This is a genomic window from Azospirillum lipoferum 4B, from assembly GCF_000283655.1.
GTDB lineage: Bacteria > Pseudomonadota > Alphaproteobacteria > Azospirillales > Azospirillaceae > Azospirillum > Azospirillum lipoferum_C.
In genome coordinates, this window is sequence record NC_016585.1 from 5001 (window position 1) to 27881 (window position 22881).

The 22881-nt window shown below is 68.7% G+C and carries 17 protein-coding genes (1 of these 17 cut by a window edge); 9 read left to right on the plus strand and 8 right to left on the minus strand.

Translation table 11 applies throughout. The features are described from left to right. Positions 1-1948, minus strand: the 5' portion of a protein-coding gene (locus AZOLI_RS13960) for a transketolase (protein ID WP_014187806.1). 464 nt of this gene lie to the left of the window's left edge; the window shows 1948 of its 2412 coding nt (coding positions 1-1948); its start codon is at positions 1946-1948; its stop codon lies off the left edge, out of view. Between the two features lie 132 nt (positions 1949-2080). Here AZOLI_RS13960 and AZOLI_RS13965 point away from each other — a divergent pair, with 132 nt between their 5' ends. The 9 genes from AZOLI_RS13965 to AZOLI_RS14005 all read left to right on the plus strand — a co-directional run bounded on the left by AZOLI_RS13965 (position 2081) and on the right by AZOLI_RS14005 (position 13680). Then, positions 2081-2560: an Lrp/AsnC family transcriptional regulator gene (locus tag AZOLI_RS13965; RefSeq protein ID WP_014187807.1), complete on the plus strand. Its 480-nt coding sequence runs from the start codon at positions 2081-2083 to the stop codon at positions 2558-2560. A 543-nt stretch (positions 2561-3103) separates the two neighbouring features. Then, a complete protein-coding gene (locus AZOLI_RS13970) occupies positions 3104-7216 on the plus strand; it encodes a Pls/PosA family non-ribosomal peptide synthetase (RefSeq protein WP_014187808.1) in 4113 nt (1370 codons plus the stop codon). 340 nt (positions 7217-7556) lie between these two features. Further along, positions 7557-9182 carry a fumarate hydratase gene (locus tag AZOLI_RS13975; RefSeq protein WP_014187809.1) on the plus strand — a complete coding sequence of 542 codons (1626 nt, stop codon included), beginning with the start codon at positions 7557-7559 and terminating at the stop codon, positions 9180-9182. A gap of 127 nt (positions 9183-9309) precedes the next feature. Beyond that, on the plus strand, positions 9310-9552 hold the full coding sequence (locus AZOLI_RS13980) for a type II toxin-antitoxin system CcdA family antitoxin (protein WP_014187810.1): 243 nt from the start codon (positions 9310-9312) through the stop codon (positions 9550-9552). Then, complete coding sequence (locus AZOLI_RS13985; protein WP_014187811.1) at positions 9549-9866, plus strand: CcdB family protein; 318 nt, start codon at positions 9549-9551, stop codon at positions 9864-9866. The genes AZOLI_RS13980 and AZOLI_RS13985 overlap by 4 nt, the downstream gene beginning before the upstream one ends. A 7-nt stretch (positions 9867-9873) precedes the next feature. Then, a complete protein-coding gene (locus tag AZOLI_RS13990) occupies positions 9874-10554 on the plus strand; it encodes an RluA family pseudouridine synthase (protein ID WP_014187812.1) in 681 nt (226 codons plus the stop codon). A 97-nt stretch (positions 10555-10651) separates the two neighbouring features. Then, on the plus strand, positions 10652-12100 hold the full coding sequence (locus AZOLI_RS13995) for an ATP-binding protein (protein ID WP_014187813.1): 1449 nt from the start codon (positions 10652-10654) through the stop codon (positions 12098-12100). A 119-nt stretch (positions 12101-12219) separates the two neighbouring features. Then, the gene (locus AZOLI_RS14000) at positions 12220-12918 is read left to right on the plus strand and encodes a pirin family protein (RefSeq protein ID WP_014187814.1); all 699 of its coding nucleotides are present in this window, start codon (positions 12220-12222) and stop codon (positions 12916-12918) included. A 231-nt stretch (positions 12919-13149) separates the two neighbouring features. Beyond that, on the plus strand, positions 13150-13680 hold the full coding sequence (locus AZOLI_RS14005) for an arsenate reductase ArsC (protein WP_014187815.1): 531 nt from the start codon (positions 13150-13152) through the stop codon (positions 13678-13680). An 8-nt stretch (positions 13681-13688) separates the two neighbouring features. Here AZOLI_RS14005 and AZOLI_RS14010 read toward each other — a convergent pair whose 3' ends face one another. From AZOLI_RS14010 to AZOLI_RS14040, 7 genes are all read right to left on the minus strand, one after another. After that, a complete protein-coding gene (locus tag AZOLI_RS14010) occupies positions 13689-14711 on the minus strand; it encodes a TIGR01620 family protein (RefSeq protein ID WP_014187816.1) in 1023 nt (340 codons plus the stop codon). Then, entirely contained in the window at positions 14708-16102 is a 1395-nt protein-coding gene (locus AZOLI_RS14015) for a YcjX family protein (protein WP_014187817.1), read from the minus strand. The genes AZOLI_RS14010 and AZOLI_RS14015 overlap by 4 nt, the downstream gene beginning before the upstream one ends. Positions 16103-16249: 147 nt before the next feature. Next, complete coding sequence (locus tag AZOLI_RS14020; RefSeq protein WP_014187818.1) at positions 16250-17149, minus strand: hydroxymethylglutaryl-CoA lyase; 900 nt, start codon at positions 17147-17149, stop codon at positions 16250-16252. A gap of 3 nt (positions 17150-17152) precedes the next feature. After that, a complete protein-coding gene (locus tag AZOLI_RS14025) occupies positions 17153-19156 on the minus strand; it encodes an acetyl/propionyl/methylcrotonyl-CoA carboxylase subunit alpha (protein WP_014187819.1) in 2004 nt (667 codons plus the stop codon). A 5-nt stretch (positions 19157-19161) separates the two neighbouring features. Then, positions 19162-19944 carry an enoyl-CoA hydratase/isomerase family protein gene (locus AZOLI_RS14030; protein WP_014187820.1) on the minus strand — a complete coding sequence of 261 codons (783 nt, stop codon included), beginning with the start codon at positions 19942-19944 and terminating at the stop codon, positions 19162-19164. 10 nt (positions 19945-19954) lie between these two features. Continuing rightward, positions 19955-21562, minus strand: a complete 1608-nt coding sequence (locus AZOLI_RS14035) for a carboxyl transferase domain-containing protein (protein ID WP_014187821.1) — start codon at positions 21560-21562, stop codon at positions 19955-19957. Between the two features lie 58 nt (positions 21563-21620). Further along, positions 21621-22754: an acyl-CoA dehydrogenase gene (locus AZOLI_RS14040; protein WP_014187822.1), complete on the minus strand. Its 1134-nt coding sequence runs from the start codon at positions 22752-22754 to the stop codon at positions 21621-21623. Positions 22755-22881: the final 127 nt, after the last annotated feature.

Here is a 22881-nt window from a genome sequence, read left to right on the forward strand (position 1 = left end):
AGGCGCCGTCGACGATGTCGCGGGCGAGATCCTCGTCCATCGTCCGGGTCGGCTGCTCCAACGCGCGGGAGGACAGGCGCAGATAGACCGAGCCGCCGGTCTCGTCGCGCAGCCAGTTGCGCTCGTCCGGCACCCCCTCCCCATCCCGCTGCATGTAGTCGAAGGCCCAGCGCATCACCACCGCCAGCTCGTCGGCGAAGGCGGGCTCGAAATAGGCCAAGCCATCCTGCGCCATGCCGACCAGCGGGGTGGCGATGGACTGGTGCGCGCCGCCCTCCGGCGCCAGCGTGACACCGGACGGGGTCGCCACCAGCATGAAGCGGGCATCCTGGTAGCAGGCGTAGTTCAGCTGGTCGGCGCCGCGCATGATGAAGGGGTCGTAGACGGTGCCGATCGGCAGCAGCCGTTCCCCGAACAGGCTGTGCGACAGGCCGAGCGCCGACAGCAGGATGAACAGGTTGGACTCGGCGATGCCCAGCTCCAGATGCTGCCCCTTCGGCGAGAAGTCCCAGCTGTAGGTGGAGGGGATGCGTTCCTTCTTGAACAGGTCGGCCATCTCGCTCTTGGCGAACAGGCCGCGCCGGTTCACCCAGGCGCCGAGGTTGGTGGAGACGGTGACGTCCGGCGCGGTGGTGACGATGCGTTCCGCCAGAGCCGAGGGCTCGCGCCCGATCTCGTTCAGGATCAGGCCGAAGGCCGCCTGGGTCGACAGGCTCTTCTGCGTCGGGGTCTGCAGGGCGGCCGGCACGGCGACGGCCGGCGCCTCGTAGCGGCGGCGGCCCTTCTGGGCGAAGGGGACGCGGCGCAGGAACTCCTCCAGCGCGGTCTGCGGCAGGGAGAGGCCCTCGAAGCGGTCCCATTCATGGCCGGGGCGGACCTTGTTGGCGGCGCGGAAGCCGTCCATCTGCTCGCGCGTCAGCAATCCTGAATGGTTGTCCTTGTGGCCGGCCAGCGGCAGGCCGAAGCCCTTCACCGTATAGGCGATGAAGCAGACCGGCCGGTCATGGGTGCGTGCCTCGGCGAAGGCCTCCAGCAGCGAGGGCAGGTCGTGGCCGCCGAGATTGCCCATCAGACGGGCCAGTTCCTCGTCGCTGCGGCGCTCGATCAGGCGGGAGACGTCGCCCTGGTCGCCCAGATCGTCCATCAGGCGGCGGCGCCACGCGGCACCGCCCTGGTAGGTCAGGGCCGAATAGAGCTGGTTCGGACAGCTGTCGATCCACCGGCGCAGGCGCTCGCCGCCCGGCTCCTTGAAGGCCTGCTGCATCAGGCTGCCGTATTTCAGGATCACCACGTCCCAGCCGAAGGCGCGGAAGATGTTCTCCAGCCGCTCCCACAGCCCTTCGCGGATCACCGCGTCCAGGCTCTGGCGGTTGTAGTCGACGATCCACCAGGTGTTGCGCAGCCCATGCTTCCAGCCCTCCTGCAGGGCTTCGAAGATGTTGCCCTCGTCCATCTCGGCATCGCCGACCAGCGAGACCATGCGCCCCTCCGGCAGGCCGGGTGCCCAGCCCTTGGCCTTCAGGTAATCCTGCACCAGCGAGGCGAAGAGGGTCTGCGCCACCCCCAGCCCGACCGAGCCGGTGGAGAAATCGACGTCGTCCACGTCCTTGGTGCGGGACGGGTAGGATTGCGCGCCCTTGTAGCCGCGGAAATTCTCCAGCTTCTCCCGCGTCTGGTTGCCCAGCAGATACTGGATGGCGTGGAAGATCGGGCTGGCATGGGGCTTGACCGCCACCCGGTCCTCCGGCCGCAGCGCCGCGAAATAGAGCGCCGTCATGATGGTGGACAGCGAGGCGCTGGAGGCCTGATGGCCGCCGATCTTCAGCCCGTCCAGGTTGGGGCGGACATGGTTGGCGTTGTGGATGGTCCAGGAGGCGAGCCAGAGGACCTTGCGCTCCAGCTCGGCCAGACAGGCGAGATCGGCGGAGGACGGCTGGATCGCGGTCATGGAGAGGCTCCCGGATGGCGGTTATGGTTTGACCAGCCTATCATTTGCGATCCGGCAGATGCTTGCGAACTGGCGTCGGTCAAGGTTCCGTTTTAGCATTGGATGCCAGGACATCGCAGGAAACGGCATCCGATGCCAAAGCATCCCCTCGACCGTATCGACCGCAAGATTCTGGCCGCCCTCCAGCAGGATGGCCGCCTGCCCAACAACGAGCTGGCGGAACGGGTCGGCCTGTCGCCCTCGCCCTGCCTCAGGCGGGTCAAGGCGCTGGAGGAGGCGGGGGTGATCGCCCGCTATGTGGCGCTGGTCGATCCGGCCTCCGTCGATCTGCCGGTCAACATCTTCGTCAATGTCAGCCTCGAACGGCAGGTGGAGGCGCGGCTCGACGGCTTCGAGGCGGCGGTGATGGCGCGGCCGGAGGTGCTGGAATGCTATCTGATGACCGGCGATGCCGACTACCTGCTGCGGGTGGTGGTGCCGGACCTCGCCAGCTACGAGCGCTTCCTGAAGGAACATCTGACCCGCATCCCCGGCGTCGCCAGCATCCGCTCCAGCTTCGCGCTGAAGCAGGTGCGCTACCGCACCGCCCTGCCGCTGGAGCATCTGGGGTGATAGGCCCTGTCGCGCGAGAATGACCGGCTGCGGCGACCGGCGGCAAGAGCTGACGTCCCCATGACGGCATCATGAAAAATCAGCGAAAAAGGCCGTCCCCGGCAAGCGGCAGCCTTGCAAAGGCAAGGGGATGCCGACGCAGCCGCCAACCCCACATCAGCGAGGGGCCGGGCCTGTGGTGGCGCCGACACATGCCCCGGCGCATAGGCAGGCATACATAAGGACACCCTTGACCATGGCGCCGCAACGGATCATGAAAGCGCCGTCCGCCCGTTCATGTATACGCATGTATCCGGTGCCGGCAGGTCTTGTTCTTTCTTTTGGCTGGGGCGCCAATGTTGCTTGCACAGCGCTTGGAAAGCCCAAGACTTGCCGTCTCGCGTCGGTACGGGTGCCGTCATACGGATGGCAAGCATTCGTTAACCATAAAGCGCCACACCATGCGCGCGGCTCATCGCCGCGTTCAGCCGACCGCCGGGACCAGCCGATGAACGGGTCTCTTTGGCGCCACCGCGCTGATTCCCTTTGGAAGGCTGACACAGCGTGACTCTGCTGACTGCGCGGGCCGACGGCCCGACCGACGTTTCCCGGACCGCCACTCCGGCGCCGCCGACGCTGAGCGGCCCCATCGACCCCTCCCTGCTGCGGGACGAACTGCTGTCCGACATTCCGCAGGCGACCGCCGCGGCGCATCCGGACCGCACGGCCATCGTCTATGAAGGCCGGCGTGTCAGCTATGCCGAGCTGGAGGCGCGCGCCAACCGGGTCGCCCGCGGCCTGCGGGCGCGCGGCATCGGCCCCGGCTGCTTCGTCGGGCTGTGGATGGCGCGGTCGCTGGATCTGCATGTGGCGCTGCTGGGCATCCTGAAGGCGGGTGCCGCCTATCTGCCCTTCGATGCCGACGCACCGGCCGAGCGCGTGGCCGTCAGCCTGGCCGACTGCGCCGCCCCGGCGATCCTGATCGATCTGGTGACCGGCACGAAGGCAGCGACGCTGGCCAATACCGGGGCCAATACCGGAACCGACACCGGCGCCGGCATCCAGGTCCTGCGCATCGGCGACGTGCTGGGCGACGACGACCGTCCGCTCGACCTGCGTGCCGACGGGGTGACGCCGGACAGCCCGGCCTACGCCATCTACACCTCGGGCTCGACCGGCAAGCCCAAGGGCATCGTCATCAGCCACCGCAACATCTGCCATTACCTGCGCGCAGCCAACAGCGTCTACGGCATCACCGCCGACGACGTGGCGTTCCAGGGCGCATCGGTGGCCTTCGACCTGTCGCTGGAGGAGATCTTCGTCCCCTATCTGGCCGGCGCCACCCTGTGGGTCGCCAGCCGTCAGGTGCTGGACGAGGCCGACCGGCTGGCCGACGTGCTGACCGAGGCCGGCGTCACCGTTCTGGACACGGTGCCGACCCTGCTGGCGATGCTGCCGAAGGACGTGCCGTCGCTGCGCGTCGTGATCCTGGGCGGCGAGGCCTGCCCGCCGGCCATCGCCGCGCGCTGGTGCCGTCCCGGCCGGCGCCTGTTCAACAGCTATGGCCCGACCGAGGCGACCGTCGTCGCCACGGTGGCCGAGGTGCTGCCCGACACCCCCGTCACCATCGGCCGCCCGATCCCCAACTACACCTGCTATGTGGTGGACGAGGCGCTGAACCCGGTGGCTCCCGGCGCCCAGGGCGAGCTGCTGATCGGCGGCCCCGGCGTGGCGCAGGGCTATCTCGGCCGGCCGGAGCTGACGGCGGAGAAGTTCATCGCCAACCCCTTCCGCGCCGATGACCCATCTCTATTTCAGGACCCGCTGCTCTACCGCTCCGGCGACGCGGTCAGCCTGGACGCCGACGGCAACCTGCGCTTCCATGGCCGCATCGACGATCAGGTCAAGATCCGCGGCTTCCGTCTGGAGCTGGGCGAGATCGAGGCGAAGCTGACCGACCTGCCCGGCATCGCCCAGGCCACGGTGGTGCTGCGCACCGACAATGGCCTGGACCGTCTGGTCGCCTTCCTGGTCGCGCAGCCCGGCGCCTCCCTCGACAAGACCGCGCTTCGCGACGCGCTGCGCGCCCAGCTGCCGGCCTACATGGTGCCGGCCCATTACGAGCAGGTGGCGGAGCTGCCGCGCCTGACCTCCGGCAAGGCCGACCGCAAGGCCCTGCAGGCGATGGCCCTGACCGAGGATGCCGGCGCGGCCGAGCAGGAGGAGCCGCGCAGCCCGACCGAGGCCGCCCTGCTGGAGGCCGCCCGCCGCGTCTTCCCCGGCCAGTCGATCCCGCTGGAGGCCGACTTCTTCCTCGACCTCGGCGGCCATTCGCTGCTGGCGGCGCGCTTCGTCTCGGCGGTGCGCGAGACCGCCGGGCTGGCCAGCCTGACCCTGCAGGACGTCTATGGCGCCCGCACGCTGCGGGCGATGGCCGAGCGGCAGGACGCCAAGGCGCCGTCCGGCCGCGGGACCAAGCCGGCCGACCTGTCCTTCGAACCGCCGCCGCTGCGCCGCCGCCTGCTGTGCGGTCTGGCCCAGGCCGCCGCGCTGCCGGTCATCCTGGCGCTGATGACGATGCAGTGGCTGGGCGTCTTCGTCAGCTACATGCTGCTGTCGGGCGAGGATGCCGGGCTGCTGGGCGAGATCACGACGCTGTTCGGCGTCTATGTCGTCATCAACATCGCCACCGTCGCCATCGCCATCGCGGCGAAATGGCTGATCATCGGCCGGACCAAGCCGGGCCGCTATCCGCTGTGGGGCGTCTATTATTACCGCTGGTGGCTGGCCCAGCGCTTCATCGCGCTGGTCCACCTGAAATGGTTCCAGGGATCGCCGCTGATGCGGCTGCTCCTGCGCGCGCTGGGCGCCCGGATCGGCGCCGACGCGATGATCGGCGAGTTCGAATCCGGCGCCATCGATCTGGTCAGCATCGGCCGCGGCGCCTGCACCGGCGGCAAGGTCAAGCTGGCCAATGCCGAGGTCATCGGCAACGAGCTGGTGATCGGCACCATCGAGATCGGCGAAGACGCCTATATCGGCACCTCCTGCGTGATCGGCCATGACGCCGTCGTCGCCCCCGGCACGGAGCTGGCCGACCTGACCGCGCTCGCCGCCGGCACCCGCACCGGCGCCTATGAATCCTGGGACGGCTCGCCCGCCCGCAAGGTCGGCACGGTCGACCGCGCCGCCCTGCCCCAGGCTCCGCGTGCCGGCGTCGTCAGGCGGGCGATCCAGGGGCTGGTCTATCTGGTGGCGGTGGTCGGCCTGCCGCCGGTGGCGCTGATCCCGATCTTCCCGGCCTTCTACCTTTTCGACAAGCTCGACGCCTGGATGGGCGGGCTGTTCAAGGTCAACTACCTGTTCTATGTCCCGGCCATCGCCTGGCCGACCGCCATGTTCCTGGTGGCGATCACCGTCCTGCTGATCGCCGCCGCCCGCTGGATCGTGCTGCCGAAGGTGGAGGCGGGATCCTATTCGGTCCACAGCTGGTTCTATGTCCGCAAATGGATCGTGGCCCTGGCGACCGAGGTGATGCTGGACACCCTCAGCTCCCTCTACGCCACCGTCTACATGCGGGCCTGGTACCGCCTGATGGGGGCGAAGATCGGCCGCGACGCCGAGATCTCGACCAACCTCGCCGGCCGCTACGATCTGGTGGAGATCGGCGAGAAATGCTTCATCGCCGACGAGGTGGTGCTGGGCGACGAGGACATCCGCCGCGGCTGGATGCATCTGCAGCCGGTGAAGACCGAGGCCCGCGTGTTCGTCGGCAACGACGCCGTGGTTCCGCCGGGCGCCTCCATCCCCACCGGTACGCTGATCGGCATCAAGTCCAAGCCGCCGGCCAATGCCGAGATGCAGGCCGGCGACACCTGGTTCGGCAGCCCGCCGATCAGGCTGCCGGTGCGCCAGAAGTTCGACACCGTGTCGGCCAACTGGACCTTCGAGCCGTCGCGCGCCCGCCGTCTCGGCCGCGCCGTGTTCGAGGCCTTCAGCCTGTCGATGCCGACGATGCTGTTCATCACCTTCGGCACCTTCGCGGTGGAGTTCTTCGCCCCCGCCATCCTGGACGGGCGCTGGGGCACCTTCCTTTGGCAGTTCCTGGCGGTCAGCGTCGCCATCCCGTCGGCGATGGTTCTGGTGGTGGCGCTGGTGAAATGGCTGCTGATGGGCCGCTACGCCCCCACCATGAAGCCGATGTGGTCCTGGTGGGCGATGCGGACGGAGGCGGTGGCCGTGCTGTACTGGGGTCTGGCCGGCAAGGTGCTGCTCGACCATCTGCGCGGCACGCCGATGCTGCCCTGGGTGCTGCGCATCTTCGGCACGAAGTTCGGCAAGGGCGTCTACATGGACACCACCGACATCACGGAATTCGACTGCGTGTCGGTCGGCGATCATTGCGCCATCAACGCCCTGTCGGCCCTGCAGACCCACCTGTACGAGGACCGCGTGATGAAGGTGGGCCGGGTCAGCGTCGGCACCGGCGTCACCATCGGGGCCGGCGCCACCGTGCTGTACGACACCCATGTCGGCGACTTCGCCCGCCTGGGTCCGCTGACCCTGGTGATGAAGGGCGAGGAAATCCCCGCCCACGGCGACTGGGTCGGCGCCCCGGCCGAGCCGGCCGTCCACGGCCATGAGGCGGTGGACGGGCATGTGAAGGCGGCGGCGTAGGGGGCGTTCAGTGCCCCCTCCCCATCCCTCCCCCGCTCTCGGTCGGCCAAAGGCCGATCCGATCGCGGTGGAGGGGGTAGGAGCTTTGCAGGAGTGCAACTGAGTTCCCTCTCCCGCGATAGCGGGGGAGGGTTAGGGAGGGGGCACCGAACGCCACCGGTACGACCACTTCCCCACCATCTCCCCCACGACAAACCGCCGCGCCGCCTTCCGTCCCGCCGATGGTTGTCTCCGCCCCGCAGCGGTGTATAAGGGGGGCCGAGCGCGGCCTGCCCCCTTCGCGCGCCCGGCCGGGCGCGGTTTCGCGGAGGCCGTTGGATCGTCACGAAGGAACGCCCCAATGCCCGACGACATCGCCTCAGCCCGCGGCCTGTTTCCGCTCGCCAAGGACGACACGACCTACCGCAAGCTGACCTCGGATCACGTTTCGGTCGTCGAGTTCGACGGCGAACAGATCCTGAAGGTCGAGCCGGAGGGTCTGCGCCTGCTGGCCGAGGCTGCCTTCTCCGACATCAACCATCTGCTGCGTCCGGGCCATCTCGCCCAGCTCGCCAAGATCCTTGACGATCCGGAGGCGTCGGCCAATGACCGCTTCGTGGCGCTCGACCTGCTGAAGAACGCCAACATCGCCGCCGCCGGCACCCTGCCGATGTGCCAGGACACCGGCACCGCCATCATCATGGGCAAGAAGGGCCGCCGCGTCTGGACCAAGGGCGGCGACGAGACCGCCTTGTCCGAAGGTGCCCGCGACGCCTATCTGAAGCGCAACCTGCGCTACAGCCAGCTGGCGCCGATCTCCATGTATGAGGAGAAGAACACCCGCAACAACCTGCCGGCGCAGATCGACATCTATTCCGAGGGCGAGGACTATTACAAGTTCCTGTTCATGGCCAAGGGCGGCGGATCGGCCAACAAGACCTTCCTGCATCAGGCCACGCCGTCGGTTCTGGCGCCCGACCGGCTGCTGAAGTTCCTGGAAGACAAGATCCGCTATCTCGGCACCTCGGCCTGCCCGCCCTACCACCTCGCCATCGTCATCGGCGGCCTGTCGGCGGAGCAGAACCTGAAGACGGTGAAGCTGGCCTCCGCCCGCTATCTCGACAATCTGCCGACCGAGGGCGGCGAGGACGCACACGCCTTCCGTGACTTGGCGATGGAGGCCGAAGTTCACAAGCTGACCCAGAACATGGGCATCGGCGCCCAGTTCGGCGGCAAGTATTTCTGCCACGACGTCCGCGTCATCCGCCTGCCGCGCCACGGCGCCTCCATGCCGATCGGCATCGGCGTGTCCTGCTCGGCCGACCGTCAGGCGGTGGGCAAGATCACCAGGGACGGCATCTTCCTGGAGCAGCTGGAGACCGATCCGGCCCAGTATCTGCCGGAGATCGGCGACGAGCATCTGTCGGGCGAGGTCGTGAAGATCGACCTGAACCAGCCGATGGAGCAGATCCGCGCCACGCTGAGCCAGTATCCGATCCGCACCCGCCTGTCGCTGACCGGCCCGCTGATCGTCGCCCGCGATCTGGCCCACGCCAAGCTGCGCGCCCGCCTGGACGCCGGCGAGCCGCTGCCGGATTATTTCAAGAATCACCCGATCTACTATGCCGGCCCGGCCAAGACGCCGGAAGGCTACGCCTCGGGCTCCTTCGGGCCGACCACGGCGGGCCGCATGGACAGCTTCGTCGACCAGTTCCAGGCGGCGGGCGGCTCCATGGTCATGCTGGCCAAGGGCAACCGCAGCCCCGAGGTGACGGCGGCCTGCAAGCAGCATGGCGGCTTCTATCTCGGCTCCATCGGCGGCGCCGCCGCCCGTCTGGCCCAGGACTGCATCAAGAAGGTGGAATGCGTCGAGTATCCCGAACTCGGCATGGAAGCCATCTGGCGCATCGAGGTCGAGGATTTCCCGGCCTTCATCATCGTCGACGACAAGGGCAACGACTTCTTCAAGGAGTTGAAGCTCGCCTGATCCGGACCTGACCGGCTGTGAAGGGGGCGCGGTGCCTTGCGGTGGCCGCGCCCTTTTCCTGCCTGCTTGCCGGACGGCACCGGGGGCGCCTATCTTCAGTGCATCGGGATCGGGGGAGGGCTTTGCAATGGACGGTGTCTATGACCGGCGCGCACCGAAGCGGGACGTCACCCTGTCGTTGGACGAGGACATCCTGCACCGCGCGCAGTCCCTCCCCGGCGACCTGTCGGAACGGGTCGAGAAGTTGCTGGCCGACGAGGTGGCGAAAGCCGACCGTGAACGTCGCCTGGATGACGTGATCGAAGCATGGAACCGCTTCGACGAGAAGCATGGCTCTTTCGCTGACCAGCATGTCGATGACATCTTATGAGCCAGTTCGACGTCCACAGAAACATCGGGGCCGGTCGTCAGACGACTCCGTTCGTGGTTGTCGTTCAATCGCGAAGGTTTGACGGAGCACGCAGCCGCGTCGTCATTCCAATGGTCGACAAGCGCGCGGAGCCGCCCATCGATCCCCAATTGAATCCGTCTTTTGAAATCGATGGACGCTCGGTGGTTCTTCATCCACTACAGACCGTGTCGGTCCGCACCGAACGGCTCGGCGAGAAAGTCTGCTCCCTCGCCGACGACAGCGACCGCATCATCGCCGCCATCGACCTCCTGATTTCCCGCGCCTGGGGATGAGTTGCCCGTGACACCCGCCCAAATCCAAGACCGCATCCTGTACCGCGACGGGCTGATGCTGATCCTCGACAAGCCCGCCGGGTTGCCGGTCCATGCCGGTCCTGCCGGCGGGCCGAACCTGGAGCGGCATTTCGACGCGTTGCGCTTCGGCTTCCCCAAGCCGCCGTCGCTGGCCCACCGGCTGGACCGCGACACGTCGGGCTGCCTTATCCTCGGCCGCCATGCCAAGGCGCTGCGCAAGATCGGCATCCTGTTCCAGAACGGCAAGGTCGACAAAACCTATTGGGCAGTGGTCGCCGGGGCGCCGCCGCAGGAGTCCGGGCGGATCGAGCTGCCGCTCGCCAAGGTTTCCAACAAGACCGGCGGCTGGCGCATCGTCGGCTCGCCCGACGGGCAGACCGCGGTGACCGACTATGTCGTGCGCGGGCAAGCGGACGGGCTGACCTGGCTGGAGCTGACGCCCCACACCGGCCGCACCCACCAGATCCGCGTCCATTGCGCCTCCATCGGCTGCCCGCTGGTCGGCGACCCGCAATATGGCGGGCCGGAGGGCAAGCCGCTTCACCTGCATTCCCGCGCCATCTCGCTGCCGCTCTACCCGAAGCGCGATCCGGTGGGCGCGGTGGCGCCGGTCCCGCCCCACATGCGGGCGGCGCTGGAGGCTTGCGGCTTTACCGAGCCTTCATAGCCTCAAGGCTACCCTCGCCCATTGCCGCAATGCGGCAGATGACCCGATTATGCTGTCCAACGATGGCAATGGGCATCGCGGCCGAGGGGAAGAGGGCATGATACCGACCGGCACCACCACGGCCCGCTGGATGACCGTGCGCTATGCCCTGGCGCTGACGCTGATCGCGCTCGGCACGCTGGCCGGCTTCGTCATGACCGAAGGGGTGATCGGCCAGCACGAACGGATGCTTGAGGTCGTCAACGTCTCCGGCCGCCAGCGCATGCTGTCGCAGCGGACCGCCCTTCTGGTCGAGCGGTTGAAGACCGCCGCCGATCCGGCGGTGCGCACCGACCTCGCTCGCCAGCTGGCCGAGACCACCGACATGTTCGAGGCGGCCCACCGCCGGCTGAGCGGCCGGGCCGGGCCGGAGGAAGGCCCGCCGCTGGGGCCGCCCCCCAACGACCTGTTCCATGGCGGCGCCGATCCGCTGGACCCGGTGGTGACCGGGCACATCGCCGCCCTGCGCCGCGTCATCGCCGCCGCAGCCGCCGGCCAGCCGCCCGATCCGGCCGAAGCGGACCGCATCACCTCCCAGGCCCTCGGCCCGCTGCTGGATCGGCTGGAGGAGATGGTTGCCCTCTACCAGGAGGAGGGCGAGGCCGGATTCCACACCCTGCACCAGCTGGGGCTGGCGGCCCTGCTGATCACCCTGCTGATCCTGGCGGTGGAGGCGCTGGCGATCTTCCGGCCGATGACCCGGCAGGTGCGCCGCCAGTTCACCGAGATCCTGCGCATGGCCGAGACCATCGAGCGGGCCAACGCCACGCTGGAACAGCAGGTTCGCGAGCGCACGGCCGAGCTGCACGCCGCCAAATCCGCGGCGGAGCAGGCCCACCGCGCCAAGTCCCGCTTCCTCGCCCATGCCAGCCACGACCTGCAACAGCCGCTCCAGGCCATCGGCATGTTCACCGGCATGCTGGAACGCCAGCCGCAGAGCGCCAAGGCGGCGGCCCTGCTGACCGACCTGAAGGCGGCGCAGCGGTCGATGCGCGACCTGCTGAACGCGATCCTCGACATCTCGAAGCTGGAATCCGGCGCGGTGACGCCGAAGCCGGCCGACCTGCCGCTCTCCCCCCTGCTCGACCAGCTGGAGGCGGAGTTCGCCGGGCTGGCGGAGGCCAAGGGACTGCGGCTGCGCGCCGTTCCCACCAATGCCGTGGTGCGCAGCGACCCGGCGCTGCTGGAGCGCATCGTCCGCAACCTGATCGCCAATGCCATCCGCTACACCGAGACCGGCGGCGTTCTGGTCGGCTGCCGCACCCGCGGCGACCGGCTGTGGATCGAGGTCTACGACACCGGACGCGGCATCGCCGAACCCGACCGCCAGCGCATCTTCGAAGAGTTCGTCCAGCTCGACCGCCCCGACCGCGACCGCAGCGAGGGCATCGGCCTGGGGCTCGCCATCGTCGAACGGCTGGCGCGCCTGCTGGAGCATCCGGTGACGGTGCGCTCGGCGGAAGGGCGCGGCACGGTGTTCGCGGTCGGGGTGCCGCTGGCGGGCTGACATTGTAGCTCCATCAGCAACGATCTGATGCAAATGCACCTGATTGTTCCGCGTGCCGTCCGGTGCCAAATTCCCCTCCAGACAACGGCACACACCCCAACGGTACGGAGGGTTCCATCATGATCACCATTCGCCATCGCGACGAGCGCGGGGTCGCCAACATGGGTTGGCTGAACAGCAACCACAGCTTCTCGTTCGGCCATTACTTCGACCCCGGCCATATGGGCTTCCGCGCCCTGCGGGTCATCAACGAGGACCGCGTGATCCCCGGCGCCGGCTTCCCCACCCATGGGCATGCCAATATGGAGATCGTCTCCTACGTGCTGAACGGCGCGCTGGAGCACAAGGACTCCATCGGCACCGGGTCGGTGATCCGTCCGGGCGAGGTCCAGGTGATGAGCGCCGGCCGCGGCATCCGCCACAGCGAGTACAACGCGTCCGACACCGAGCCGGTGCATTTCCTGCAGATCTGGATCCTGCCGGAAGCCAACAACCTGGCCCCCGGCTACCAGCAGGCGGATTTCCCGGCCGAGCAGAAGCAGGGCACGCTGAAGCTGGTCGGGTCGCGTGACGGGCGCGACGGCAGCGTCACCATCCACCAGGATGTCGACCTGTACGCCACGCTGCTGGACGGCGAGGAAAGCGCCACCCTGCCCCTGCGCCCCGGCCGTCATGCCTGGGTCCAGGTCGCCCGCGGCCGGGTCCATCTGAACGGCACCCTGCTGAAGGCCGGCGACGGCGCCGCGCTGACGGATGAGGAGGCGGTGACGCTCGACCGCGCCGACGACGCCGAGGTGCTGGTCTTCGACCTCGCCTGATACGGATGGGCTTACAGCGTCGTGCGTTTAATACGAAACGCACGACGCTGTAGCTTTATGTTTGGCGATCGGATTCACGCTCCAAATCGATTCCGATTTTACGCGATCCGATCTAACGTGTCAGAATTGACACAAAAGGTTGATTTGAAGCGGGAACGGGGCTGGCGGCACAGTGTCGCCATCCCAGTCCCGCCGTCGCTTCCGTCGGTGGGCCGAACCCAGGGGTAGGCCATGACCGAGAAGAAGACCTACAATGTCCTGTTTCTCTGCGCCCACAATTCGGCGCGCAGCATCATGGCGGAATGCCTGATGCGCCGGTGGGGCGCCGGCCGCTTCAACGCGTGGTCGGCCGGCAGCTTCCCGGCGGGCGAGATCAACCCGCATACCCTGGCCACGCTGAAGGCCTTCAACCTGCCGACCGCCGATCTGCGTTCCAAGAGCTGGGACGAGTTCACCGGCCCGGACGCGCCGGCGCTGGATTTCGTCTTCACCGTCTGCGATCGGACGGCGGGGGAACTGTGCCCGGTGTGGAACGGCGCCCCGCTGACCGCCCATTGGGGCGTCGAGGATCCGGTGGCCGCCACCGGCACGGAGGACCGCATCCGCATGGCTTTCCGTCGCACCTATGTGGAGCTGGAAAGCCGCATCAAGATCTTCGCCAGCCTGCGGGTGGAACAGCTCGACCGGCTGACCCTGCAAAGCTCGCTGCATGCCATCGGCACCGTCCATAGCTCCGAAGCGGACACGATGGCCGACGCCTGAGGCACGGCTCACAGCACCTGCTTGGGCACCGACAGCAGTTCCTTCCTGATGCGGTTCAGGCTGGGGCGGTTCTCGGTGCCGAAGGCGATGGGGCGGCACAGATGCATGGCGGTCAGCCCGACCCGCGCGGTCAGCAGGCCGTTGATCACCCCCTGCCCCATCCGGGTGGAAATCGCGGCGGCGAGCGAGCCGCCCAGCGCCTCCACCGCCACATGATGGGCGCTTTCCGTCACCCCGGCGACGGCGATGTTGGCGAGCATCCGGCGCAGCAGCCGCAGCGAGCCGACATAGCCGGGCCGGGCGCCGTAGAGGGAGGCGATCTCCCGCACCAGCTTCAGGTTCCGCCACAGCACCACCGCGAAATCCAGCAGCGCCGCCGGGCTCAGCGCGGTGGCGACGGCGGTGTCGCGCGAGGCGAGCAGCACCCGCTGATAGGCGGCGCGGTCGAGCGGAGCCAGAACCTCGCGGTCCAGCAGCCGCACCACCTCATGCTCGTCATGGGCATCGGTCACATGGTCGCGCACGCGGGCCAGCGCCGGGGCCAATTCCCGCCGGTCGGCATAGAGCGCCACCAGCGACCCGGCGAAACGGTCGGCCCGGCCGCCCGGCGCCTCGATTTCCAGCCGCCCGGCTTCCGCCCGCAACTCCTCGATCCGGCGCAGGCGGCGCAGCGACAACAGCTCGTTCACCAGCATCGCCACGGCGGCGATGCCCGCCGTCGCCGCCAGCAGCGCCACCAGCACGCCCAGCACCACACTGGTGGCGAAGGCGCGGTTCAGCAGGTCGGCGGTGTCGAACCCCAGCGCCACCACCACCAGCGCCGCCAGCGCCCCGAACAGCCAGCGCCCGAGCCTGCGCGTCGTCCGCACTGGCGCCGCCGGGGCCGGCAGCAGCTCCGCCGGGTCGCCCGATCCGGTCAGCAGCGCCGTCTCCTCCTCCGCCGAAACCGGAGCGGCGCGGTCCAGTTCCAGCTCCATCGGCGGGACCCAGCCCTTCGCGGCCTTGCGGCTGTCGCTGTCGCGCTCCGTCACAGCAGGTAATCCCCCAGCAGGAATTGCAGGGCCTGATCGACGCGGATGTGCGGCAGGCCGCGCGGGTCGCGGCCGAGATCGTCGGGCGGACGGAAGGCCATGAAATTATAGGGGCGGTCGCGGCCGGGCGGAAAGGCCTCGGCATCCTCCGGGATCTCGCCGGGGAACAGCACGGTCGGACGGTCGCGCCCGACCGGCACGCCGCGCACGCAGCGCAGTTGCCGGCCCTCATGCTCGGTCACCACGCTGTCGGTGCATTTCAGCGCGGCGATGGCCATCGTCTCGACCTGGGCGCCTTCGAAGCGGATGGCGTTGCGGGCGTCGCCGACCAGCCGGTCGAGCAGCGCCCGCAGCTGGGCATGCTGGTGGGCGGCGATGTGGTCGGCCTTGGTCGCGGCGAACAGCACGCGGTCGATCTTGGTGCCCAGCAGCCAGTCGAGCCAGCCGGACGAGCCGTGGCGGAAGGGCTCCAGGCTCAGTTCCAGCGCCCGCTTCATGTCGGCCATCCCGGCCGGCCCGGCGTTCAGCGCGCCCAGCACGTCGATCAGCACGATCTGGCGATCGAGCCGGGCGAAATGCTCGGAGAAGAAGCGGCGGACGACGTTGGTCTTGTAGGCCTCGTATCGCTCCTCCATCAGCGCCCACAGGCTGCCGCGCCCCCGCGACCCGCCGGCCTGGGGCGGGGGCAGCGGGCAGAAGGTCAGCAGCGGCGCATCCTTCATGTCGCCCGGCTCGACGAAACGGCCGGGCTGGATCAGGCTGAGCAGCGTGTCCGCCCGCCGGCAGGCGTGGAGATAGTCGGTGTAGAGCGCCGCCCCGCGCCGCGCCGTCTCCTCCTCCGCCGCTGCCATCGGATCGATGGTGGCGAGCCAGCCGCGCCAGGAGGCCGACAGCTCGTCGCGCGGCGGCCGGGCGGCAAGCTCCAGCGTCAGCGCGCTCCATTCCGCGAAGCTCTGGCGCAGCAGCGGCAGGTCGAGCAGCCATTCGCCCGGATAATCGACGAGGTCGAGGTTCAGCGTCGCCACCGGCTGCACCGCGCGCTTCAGCGCGGAGTCCGGGCGGTAGCGCAGCGAAACGCGCATCTGGCCGATGCCGCGCGTCGGCTCTGGCCAATGGGGATCGGGACCGGTCAGGGCGGCCAGATGGCCTTCGAAATCGAAGCGCGGCACGTCCGGATCGGGCTGCGGCCGCAGCCGCGCCGCCTGGAAGCGCCCCGACGACATGACGTCGAGGAAGGGAAGCCGCCCGGCCTTCAACAGGTTGTCGACCAGCGCGGTGACGAAGACGGTCTTGCCCGCCCGCCGCAGCCCGGTGACGCCAACGCGCACCGTCGATTCCAAAAGAAGCCGGCTGCCGGCATCGTACAGGTCGTTCAGGTGAGGGATACGCACGGGCGGTCGTTCACGTCTGGCCAAGGACCGGCCCTATATGGGGTGGGACGCGCAGGATGCGAAGGGGCTGCGAAGAGGCCATCCCCGCGGATACGAAAGGGCCGCACCCCCTTCCGGAAGCGCGGCCCTTCGTTGCCGAAGGTTCCCTCACGCACAACCACGAGCGCGGGCCACCTTCGATGCGGTCGGGCGGCCGATGGCGTCGCCGATGAACGCCCCCGCCGCGATCAGCTTGTCCAGATCGACCCCGGTCTCGATGCCGAGGCCGTTCAGCATGTACAGCACATCCTCGCTCGCCACGTTGCCGCTGGCCCCCTTGGCATAGGGGCAGCCGCCGAGACCGGCGACGGAGCTGTCGACCACCGCCACCCCCATCTGCAACGCCGCCAGGATGTTGGCCAGCGCCTGCCCGTAGGTGTCGTGGAAATGGACGGCGATCTTCTCCACCGGCACCCGCTCCGCCACCGCGGCGATCATCGCTTGAGCCTTGGTCGGCGTGCCGGTGCCGATGGTGTCGCCCAGCGAGATCTCGTAGCAGCCCATGGCGAACAGCCGCTCCGCCACATCGGCCACCGCCCGTGGCGCAATCTCCCCCTCATAGGGGCAGCCGAGCACGCAGGACACATAGCCCCGCACCGGCACGCCCGCCGCCTTGGCCTGCTCCATGACGGGAGAGAAGCGGTCCAGGCTTTCGGCGATTGAGCAGTTGATGTTCTTCCGGCTGAAGCTTTCCGACGCGGCGCCGAACACCGCCACCTCGTCGGCCTTGGCCGCCAGCGCGCCTTCCAGCCCCTTCAGGTTGGGGGTGAGGGCGGCATAGCGGACGCCGGGCTTGCGGGCGATGCCGGCCAGCACCTCGGCGCTGTCGCCCATCTGCGGCACCCATTTGGGCGAAACGAAGCTGGCCGCCTCCACCACGCTCAACCCGGCGTCGGACAGGCGGTCGACCAGCTCCACCTTCACAGCGGTCGGCACCATGGACTTTTCGTTCTGGAGGCCGTCGCGCGGGCCGACCTCCACCATGCGGACGAATTTCGGCAGCAGCATCGATCAGCCCTCCGCGATGTCGAGAACCAGCAGATCGACGCCTTCCGACACCTGATCGCCCGCCGCGAAATTCACGGCGCTGACGGTGCCCGCCGCCGGGGCCTTGATGGTGTGCTCCATCTTCATGGCTTCCAGCAGCATCAGCGGCGCGCCGGCCTCGACGCTCTGGCCCGCCTCCACCAGCACGCGGACCACGGTGCCCGGCATCGGCGCGGTGAGACGGCCGGAGCCGCCCTCCTGCTCCGCCGCGCGGGCGCTGGGATCGTCCAGCGTCAGGCGGTACACCGCGCCGTCGATCAGCACGGTGATGTCCAGCCCCTGCCGCACCACGGTGGCGCGGGTGCGCATGCCGCCCAGCGTCGCGGTCAGCAGGCCGTCCGTCAGGCTGACCCCGGTCACCGGCATCGGCTTGCCGCCATCCGCCGCGACCTCATAGCCATCTGCCCGGAAATGCAGCGTCACCTCGCGCGCCGTGTCGCCGTCCATCAGGCGCAGGTCGTAATGGTTCTCCTCGTTCAGCCGCCAGCCATTGGCGAGCAGCCAGGGCGAGTAGCGGTCCGACCGGGCGCGCAGCGCGGCCTGGGCCTCCTCCCGGCGCTTCAGCAGCACCGACAGCGAGGCGGCGGCCAGTGCCCTGTCCGAAACCGGGGCCGGCGGCGGCAGCAGGTCGGCGCGGTGGCGCTCGATGAAGCCGGTGTCGATCTCCACCGCCTTGAAGGCCGGATGGCCGGCGATGGCGCCGAGGAAGCCGACATTGGTGGTGACGCCGACCACCTCGTATTCGGCGAGCGCCACGCGCAGGCGGCGCAGCGCGCTGTCGCGGTCCTCGTCCCAGACGATCAGCTTGGCGATCATCGGGTCGTAATACATCGTCACCGAATCGCCCTCGCGCACACCGGTGTCGACGCGGACATGATCGCTCTCGGCCGGCGGGCGCAGGCGCACCAGCTTGCCGATGGCCGGCAGGAAGTCGCGCTGCGGGTCTTCCGCATAGAGCCGCGCCTCGAAGGCATGCCCCCTGCGGGTCAGCTGGTCCTGGCGCAGCGGCAGCTCCGCCCCGGCCGCCACGCGCAGCTGCCACTCGACCAGATCGAGGCCGGTGATCTTCTCGGTCACCGGATGCTCCACCTGCAGGCGGGTGTTCATCTCGATGAAATAGAAGCCGCCATCCTCATAGAGGAACTCGACGGTACCGGCGCCGACATAGTTCACCGCCTTGGCGGCGGCAACCGCAGCCTCGCCCATGCGGCGGCGGAGGTCGTCGGGCAGGTTGGGGGCCGGCGCCTCCTCGATCACCTTCTGGTGGCGGCGCTGGACCGAGCAGTCGCGCTCGAACAGATAGACGCCGTTGCCGTGGGTGTCGCAGAAGACCTGGATTTCGACATGGCGCGGCCGGCCGAGATACTTCTCCAGCAGCAGGCTGTCGTCGCCGAAGGCGGCCTTGGCCTCGCGCTGGGCGCCGGCCACCGCATCCGCCAGCTCCCCAGCGGCGCGCACCACGCGCATGCCCTTGCCGCCGCCGCCGGCCGACGCCTTGACCAGCACCGGATAGCCGATGCGCTCGGCCTCCGCCGACAGGGTGGCGAAATCCTGGTCGGTGCCGTGATAGCCCGGCACCAGCGGCACGTCGGCATTCGCCATCAGCCGCTTGGATTCCGCCTTGGAGCCCATGACACGGATCGCCTCGATCGGCGGGCCGATGAAGACGACACCGGCCTCCGCACAAGCCGCCGCAAAGCCGGCATTCTCCGACAGGAAGCCGTAGCCGGGATGGACGGCCTGGGCGCCCGTGCGCCTGGCAACATCCAGGATGACGTCGCCGCGCAGATAGCTTTCGCCGACCGGGGCCGGGCCGATGCAGACGGCCTCGTCGGCCATCTGGACATGCATCGCCTTGGCATCGGCCTCCGAATGGACGGCCACGGTCTTGATGCCCATGCGGCGGGCGGTGCGGATGACCCGGCAGGCGATCTCGCCGCGGTTCGCAATCAGGATCTTGTCGAACATGTGGATCAGCTCCGCCAGGACGGGGTGCGTTTTTCGAGGAAGGCGCCGACGCCCTCCTTGCCTTCGGCGCTGGCGCGCTGGCGGGCGATGCGCTCCGCCGTGTCGCGCATCACCTCTTCGGTCAGCGGCCGGCGGGCGACGGCGCGGATCAGCTCCTTGGCGGCGGTGACCGCCGTGGGCGCGCTGTCCATCAGGGCCCTAACCGTCTTCGCCACAATGTCTTCCAGCCCTTCGGCGCTGGTCAGTTCATGCAGCAGGCCGATGCGGTGGGCCTCCGCCGCGCTGAACCTCTCGCCGGTCAGGAAATAGCGGCGGCAGGCGCGCTCGCCGATGGCGGCGATGACATAGGGGCTGATGGCGGCGGGGATGATGCCCAGCCGCACCTCCGACAGGGCGAAGGTGGCGGTCTCGACGCCGATGGCGATGTCGCAGGCCGAAACCAGCCCGACGCCGCCGCCGAAGGCCGGACCCTGCACCACGGCGACCGTGGGCTTCGGGCATTCGTCAAGCGTGCGCAGCATGGTGGCAAGGCCCATGGCATCGGCCAGATTCTCCTGATGGGAGTAGCCGGCCATCCGCTTCATCCAGGACAGATCCGCCCCGGCCGAGAAGCTCTTGCCCACCCCGCGCAGCAGGACGACGCGCACCGCCGGATCCTCGCCCACCCGCCGGAAGGCCGATGTCAGGTCGGCGATGACCTGCTCGTTGAAGGCGTTGTGCACGTCGCCGCGGTTCATGGTGACGGTGGCGACGCCGGTGTCGGCAACGTCGATGAGGATATCGCTCATGGCTCTCTCCTCACATCCGGAAGACGCCGAAGGGCGTCTTCGGCACCGGGGCGTTCAGCGAGGCCGACAGGCCGAGGCCCAGAACCATACGGGTATCGGCCGGGTCGATGATGCCGTCATCCCACAGCCGGGCGCTGGCGTAATAGGCGTGGCTCTCGCGCTCGAACTGGGCGCGGATGGGGGCCTTCAGCGCCTCCTCATCCTCGGCCGACCACGGCTTGCCCTGGGCCTCCATGGCGTCGCGCTTGACCTGGGCCAGCACGCCGGCCGCCTGCTCGCCGCCCATGACGGAGATGCGGGCGTTCGGCCACATCCACATGAAGCGCGGGCTGTAGGCGCGGCCGCACATGCCGTAATTGCCGGCGCCATAGCTGCCGCCGATGATGACGGTGAATTTCGGCACCTTGGCACAGGCGACCGCGGTGACCAGCTTGGCGCCGTCCTTGGCGATGCCGCCGGCCTCGTATTTTCGGCCGACCATGAAGCCGGTGATGTTCTGCAGGAACACCAGCGGGATGCGGCGCTGGCAGCACAGCTCGACGAAATGGGCGCCCTTCAGGGCGGATTCGCTGAACAGGATGCCGTTGTTGGCGATGATGCCGACCGGATAGCCGAAGATATGGGCGAAGCCGGTGACCAGCGTCGTGCCGTAGAGCGGCTTGAACTCGTCGAAGCGCGAACCGTCGACCACCCGCGCGATCACCTCGCGCACGTCGAAGGGCTTGCGGGCATCGCTGGGGATGACGCCGTAGAGCTCGCGCGGGTCGAAGGCCGGCTCCTCCGGCTCGCGCAGATCCAGGTCGATGTGCTTGGCACGGTTCAGGTTCGACACCACGCGGCGCGCCATCGCCAGGGCGTGGGCATCGTTCATCGCGTAATGGTCGGTCACGCCGGAGGTGCGGGAATGCACGTCGGCGCCGCCCAGATCCTCTGCCGACACCACCTCGCCGGTCGCCGCCTTCACCAGCGGCGGGCCGCCCAGGAAGATGGTGCCCTGGTTGCGGACGATGATCGCCTCGTCCGACATCGCCGGGACATAGGCGCCGCCGGCGGTGCAGCTTCCCATCACCACCGCGATCTGCGGGATGCCCTCGGCCGACATGTTGGCCTGGTTGTAGAAGATGCGGCCGAAATGGTCGCGGTCGGGGAAGACCTCGTCCTGGTTCGGCAGGTTGGCGCCGCCCGAATCCACCAGATAGATGCAGGGCAGGTTGTTCTGCTGGGCGATCTCCTGCGCCCGCAAATGCTTCTTGACCGTCAGCGGGTAATAGGTGCCGCCCTTCACCGTCGCGTCATTGGCGACGATCATGCATTCCTGCCCGGCGACGCTGCCGATGCCGGCGATGATGCCGGCCGACGGAATGTCCTCGGCATAGACGCCGTCGGCGGCCAGCTGCGACAGCTCCAGAAACGGCGAGCCGACGTCGAGCAGCTGGCGGATGCGCTCGCGCGGCAGCAGCTTGCCGCGGGCGAGGTGCTTTTCGCGGGCCTTCGCCCCGCCGCCCTGCTGGATGGCGGCGACCTTCCGGCGCAGATCGTCGACCAGGGCCTGCATGGCGTCGGCGTTGGCCTGGAACTCGGCGGAGCGCGCGTTCAGGGCGCTCTTAAGGACGGTCATGCCGTCTTCCTCCCGGTTTGGCGATTTTGGTTTTTGGCGGTCTCGGTTATTGGACGCGTTACTGGACGAGCGCGCGGCTGATCACCAGCCGCTGAATGTCGCTGGTGCCCTCGTAGATCTGGCAGACCCGGACGTCGCGATAGATGCGCTCCACCGGGAAATCGGCGAGATAGCCATAGCCGCCATGGACCTGGATGGCGTCGGAACAGACCTTCTCCGCCATCTCCGAGGCGAACAGCTTGGCCATCGCCGCCTCCTTCATGCAGGGCACCCCGGCATCGCGCAAGGATGCCGCATGCAGCACCATCTGCCGCGCCGCCTCCACCCGTGTCGCCATGTCGGCGAGGCGGAAGGCGATGGCCTGATGCTGGATGATCGGCACGCCCATGCTCTGGCGCTCCTGGGCATAGCGGACGGCGTGGTCCAGCGCCGCGCGGGCCATGCCGACCGACTGCGAGGCGATGCCGATGCGCCCGCCCTCCAGGTTCGCCAGCGCCACCTTGTAGCCGGCGCCTTCGGCCCCGAGCATCAGATCGGCCGGAACCCGGCACTCCTCGAAGACGATCTGGCAGGTGTCGGAGCAGTGCTGGCCCAGCTTCTCCTCCGTCCGCGCCACCTGATAGCCCGGCGTGTTCGTCGGCACGATGAAGGCGCTGAGCCCCTTCTTGCCGGCCGCCGGATCGGTCACCGCGAAGACGATGGCGACATCGGCCTGCGAGCCCGAGGTGATGAACTGCTTGGTGCCGTTCAGCACCCAGTGGTCGCCGTCGCGCCGGGCGCGGGTCTTGATCGCCGAGGCGTCGGACCCCGCCTGCGGTTCGGTCAGGCAGAAGGCTCCCAGCATCTCGCCGCGCGCCATCGGCTTGAGGAAGCGGTCCTTCTGGGCGTCGGTGCCGAATTTCAGGATCGGCATGCAGCCGACCGAGTTGTGGACGCTCATGATGGTGGACACCGCACCGTCGCCGGCGGCGATCTCCTCGATGGCGAGCGCGTAGGCGACATGGTCGGTGGCGGCGCCGCCGAACTCCTCCGGCACCAGCATGCCCATCAGGCCGAGTTCGCCCATCTCGGCCAGTTCGGCCTTGGGAAAGGCGCCGCTGCGGTCGCGCTCGGCGGCGGTCGGGGCGAGCCGGTCCCGCGCGAAGGCGCGGGCCATGTCGCGGACCATGGTCTGTTCTTCGGTCAGGTGCATCGGACGTTTCCTCGGGCGATGATTTTTGTTGGTGGCGTGCGGTGCCGTGCCCCCTCCCCATCCCTCCCCCTCTTCGAGGGAGAGGGGGCAGGAGCTTTGCGGGAGTGCAGCGGCAGTTCCCTCTCCC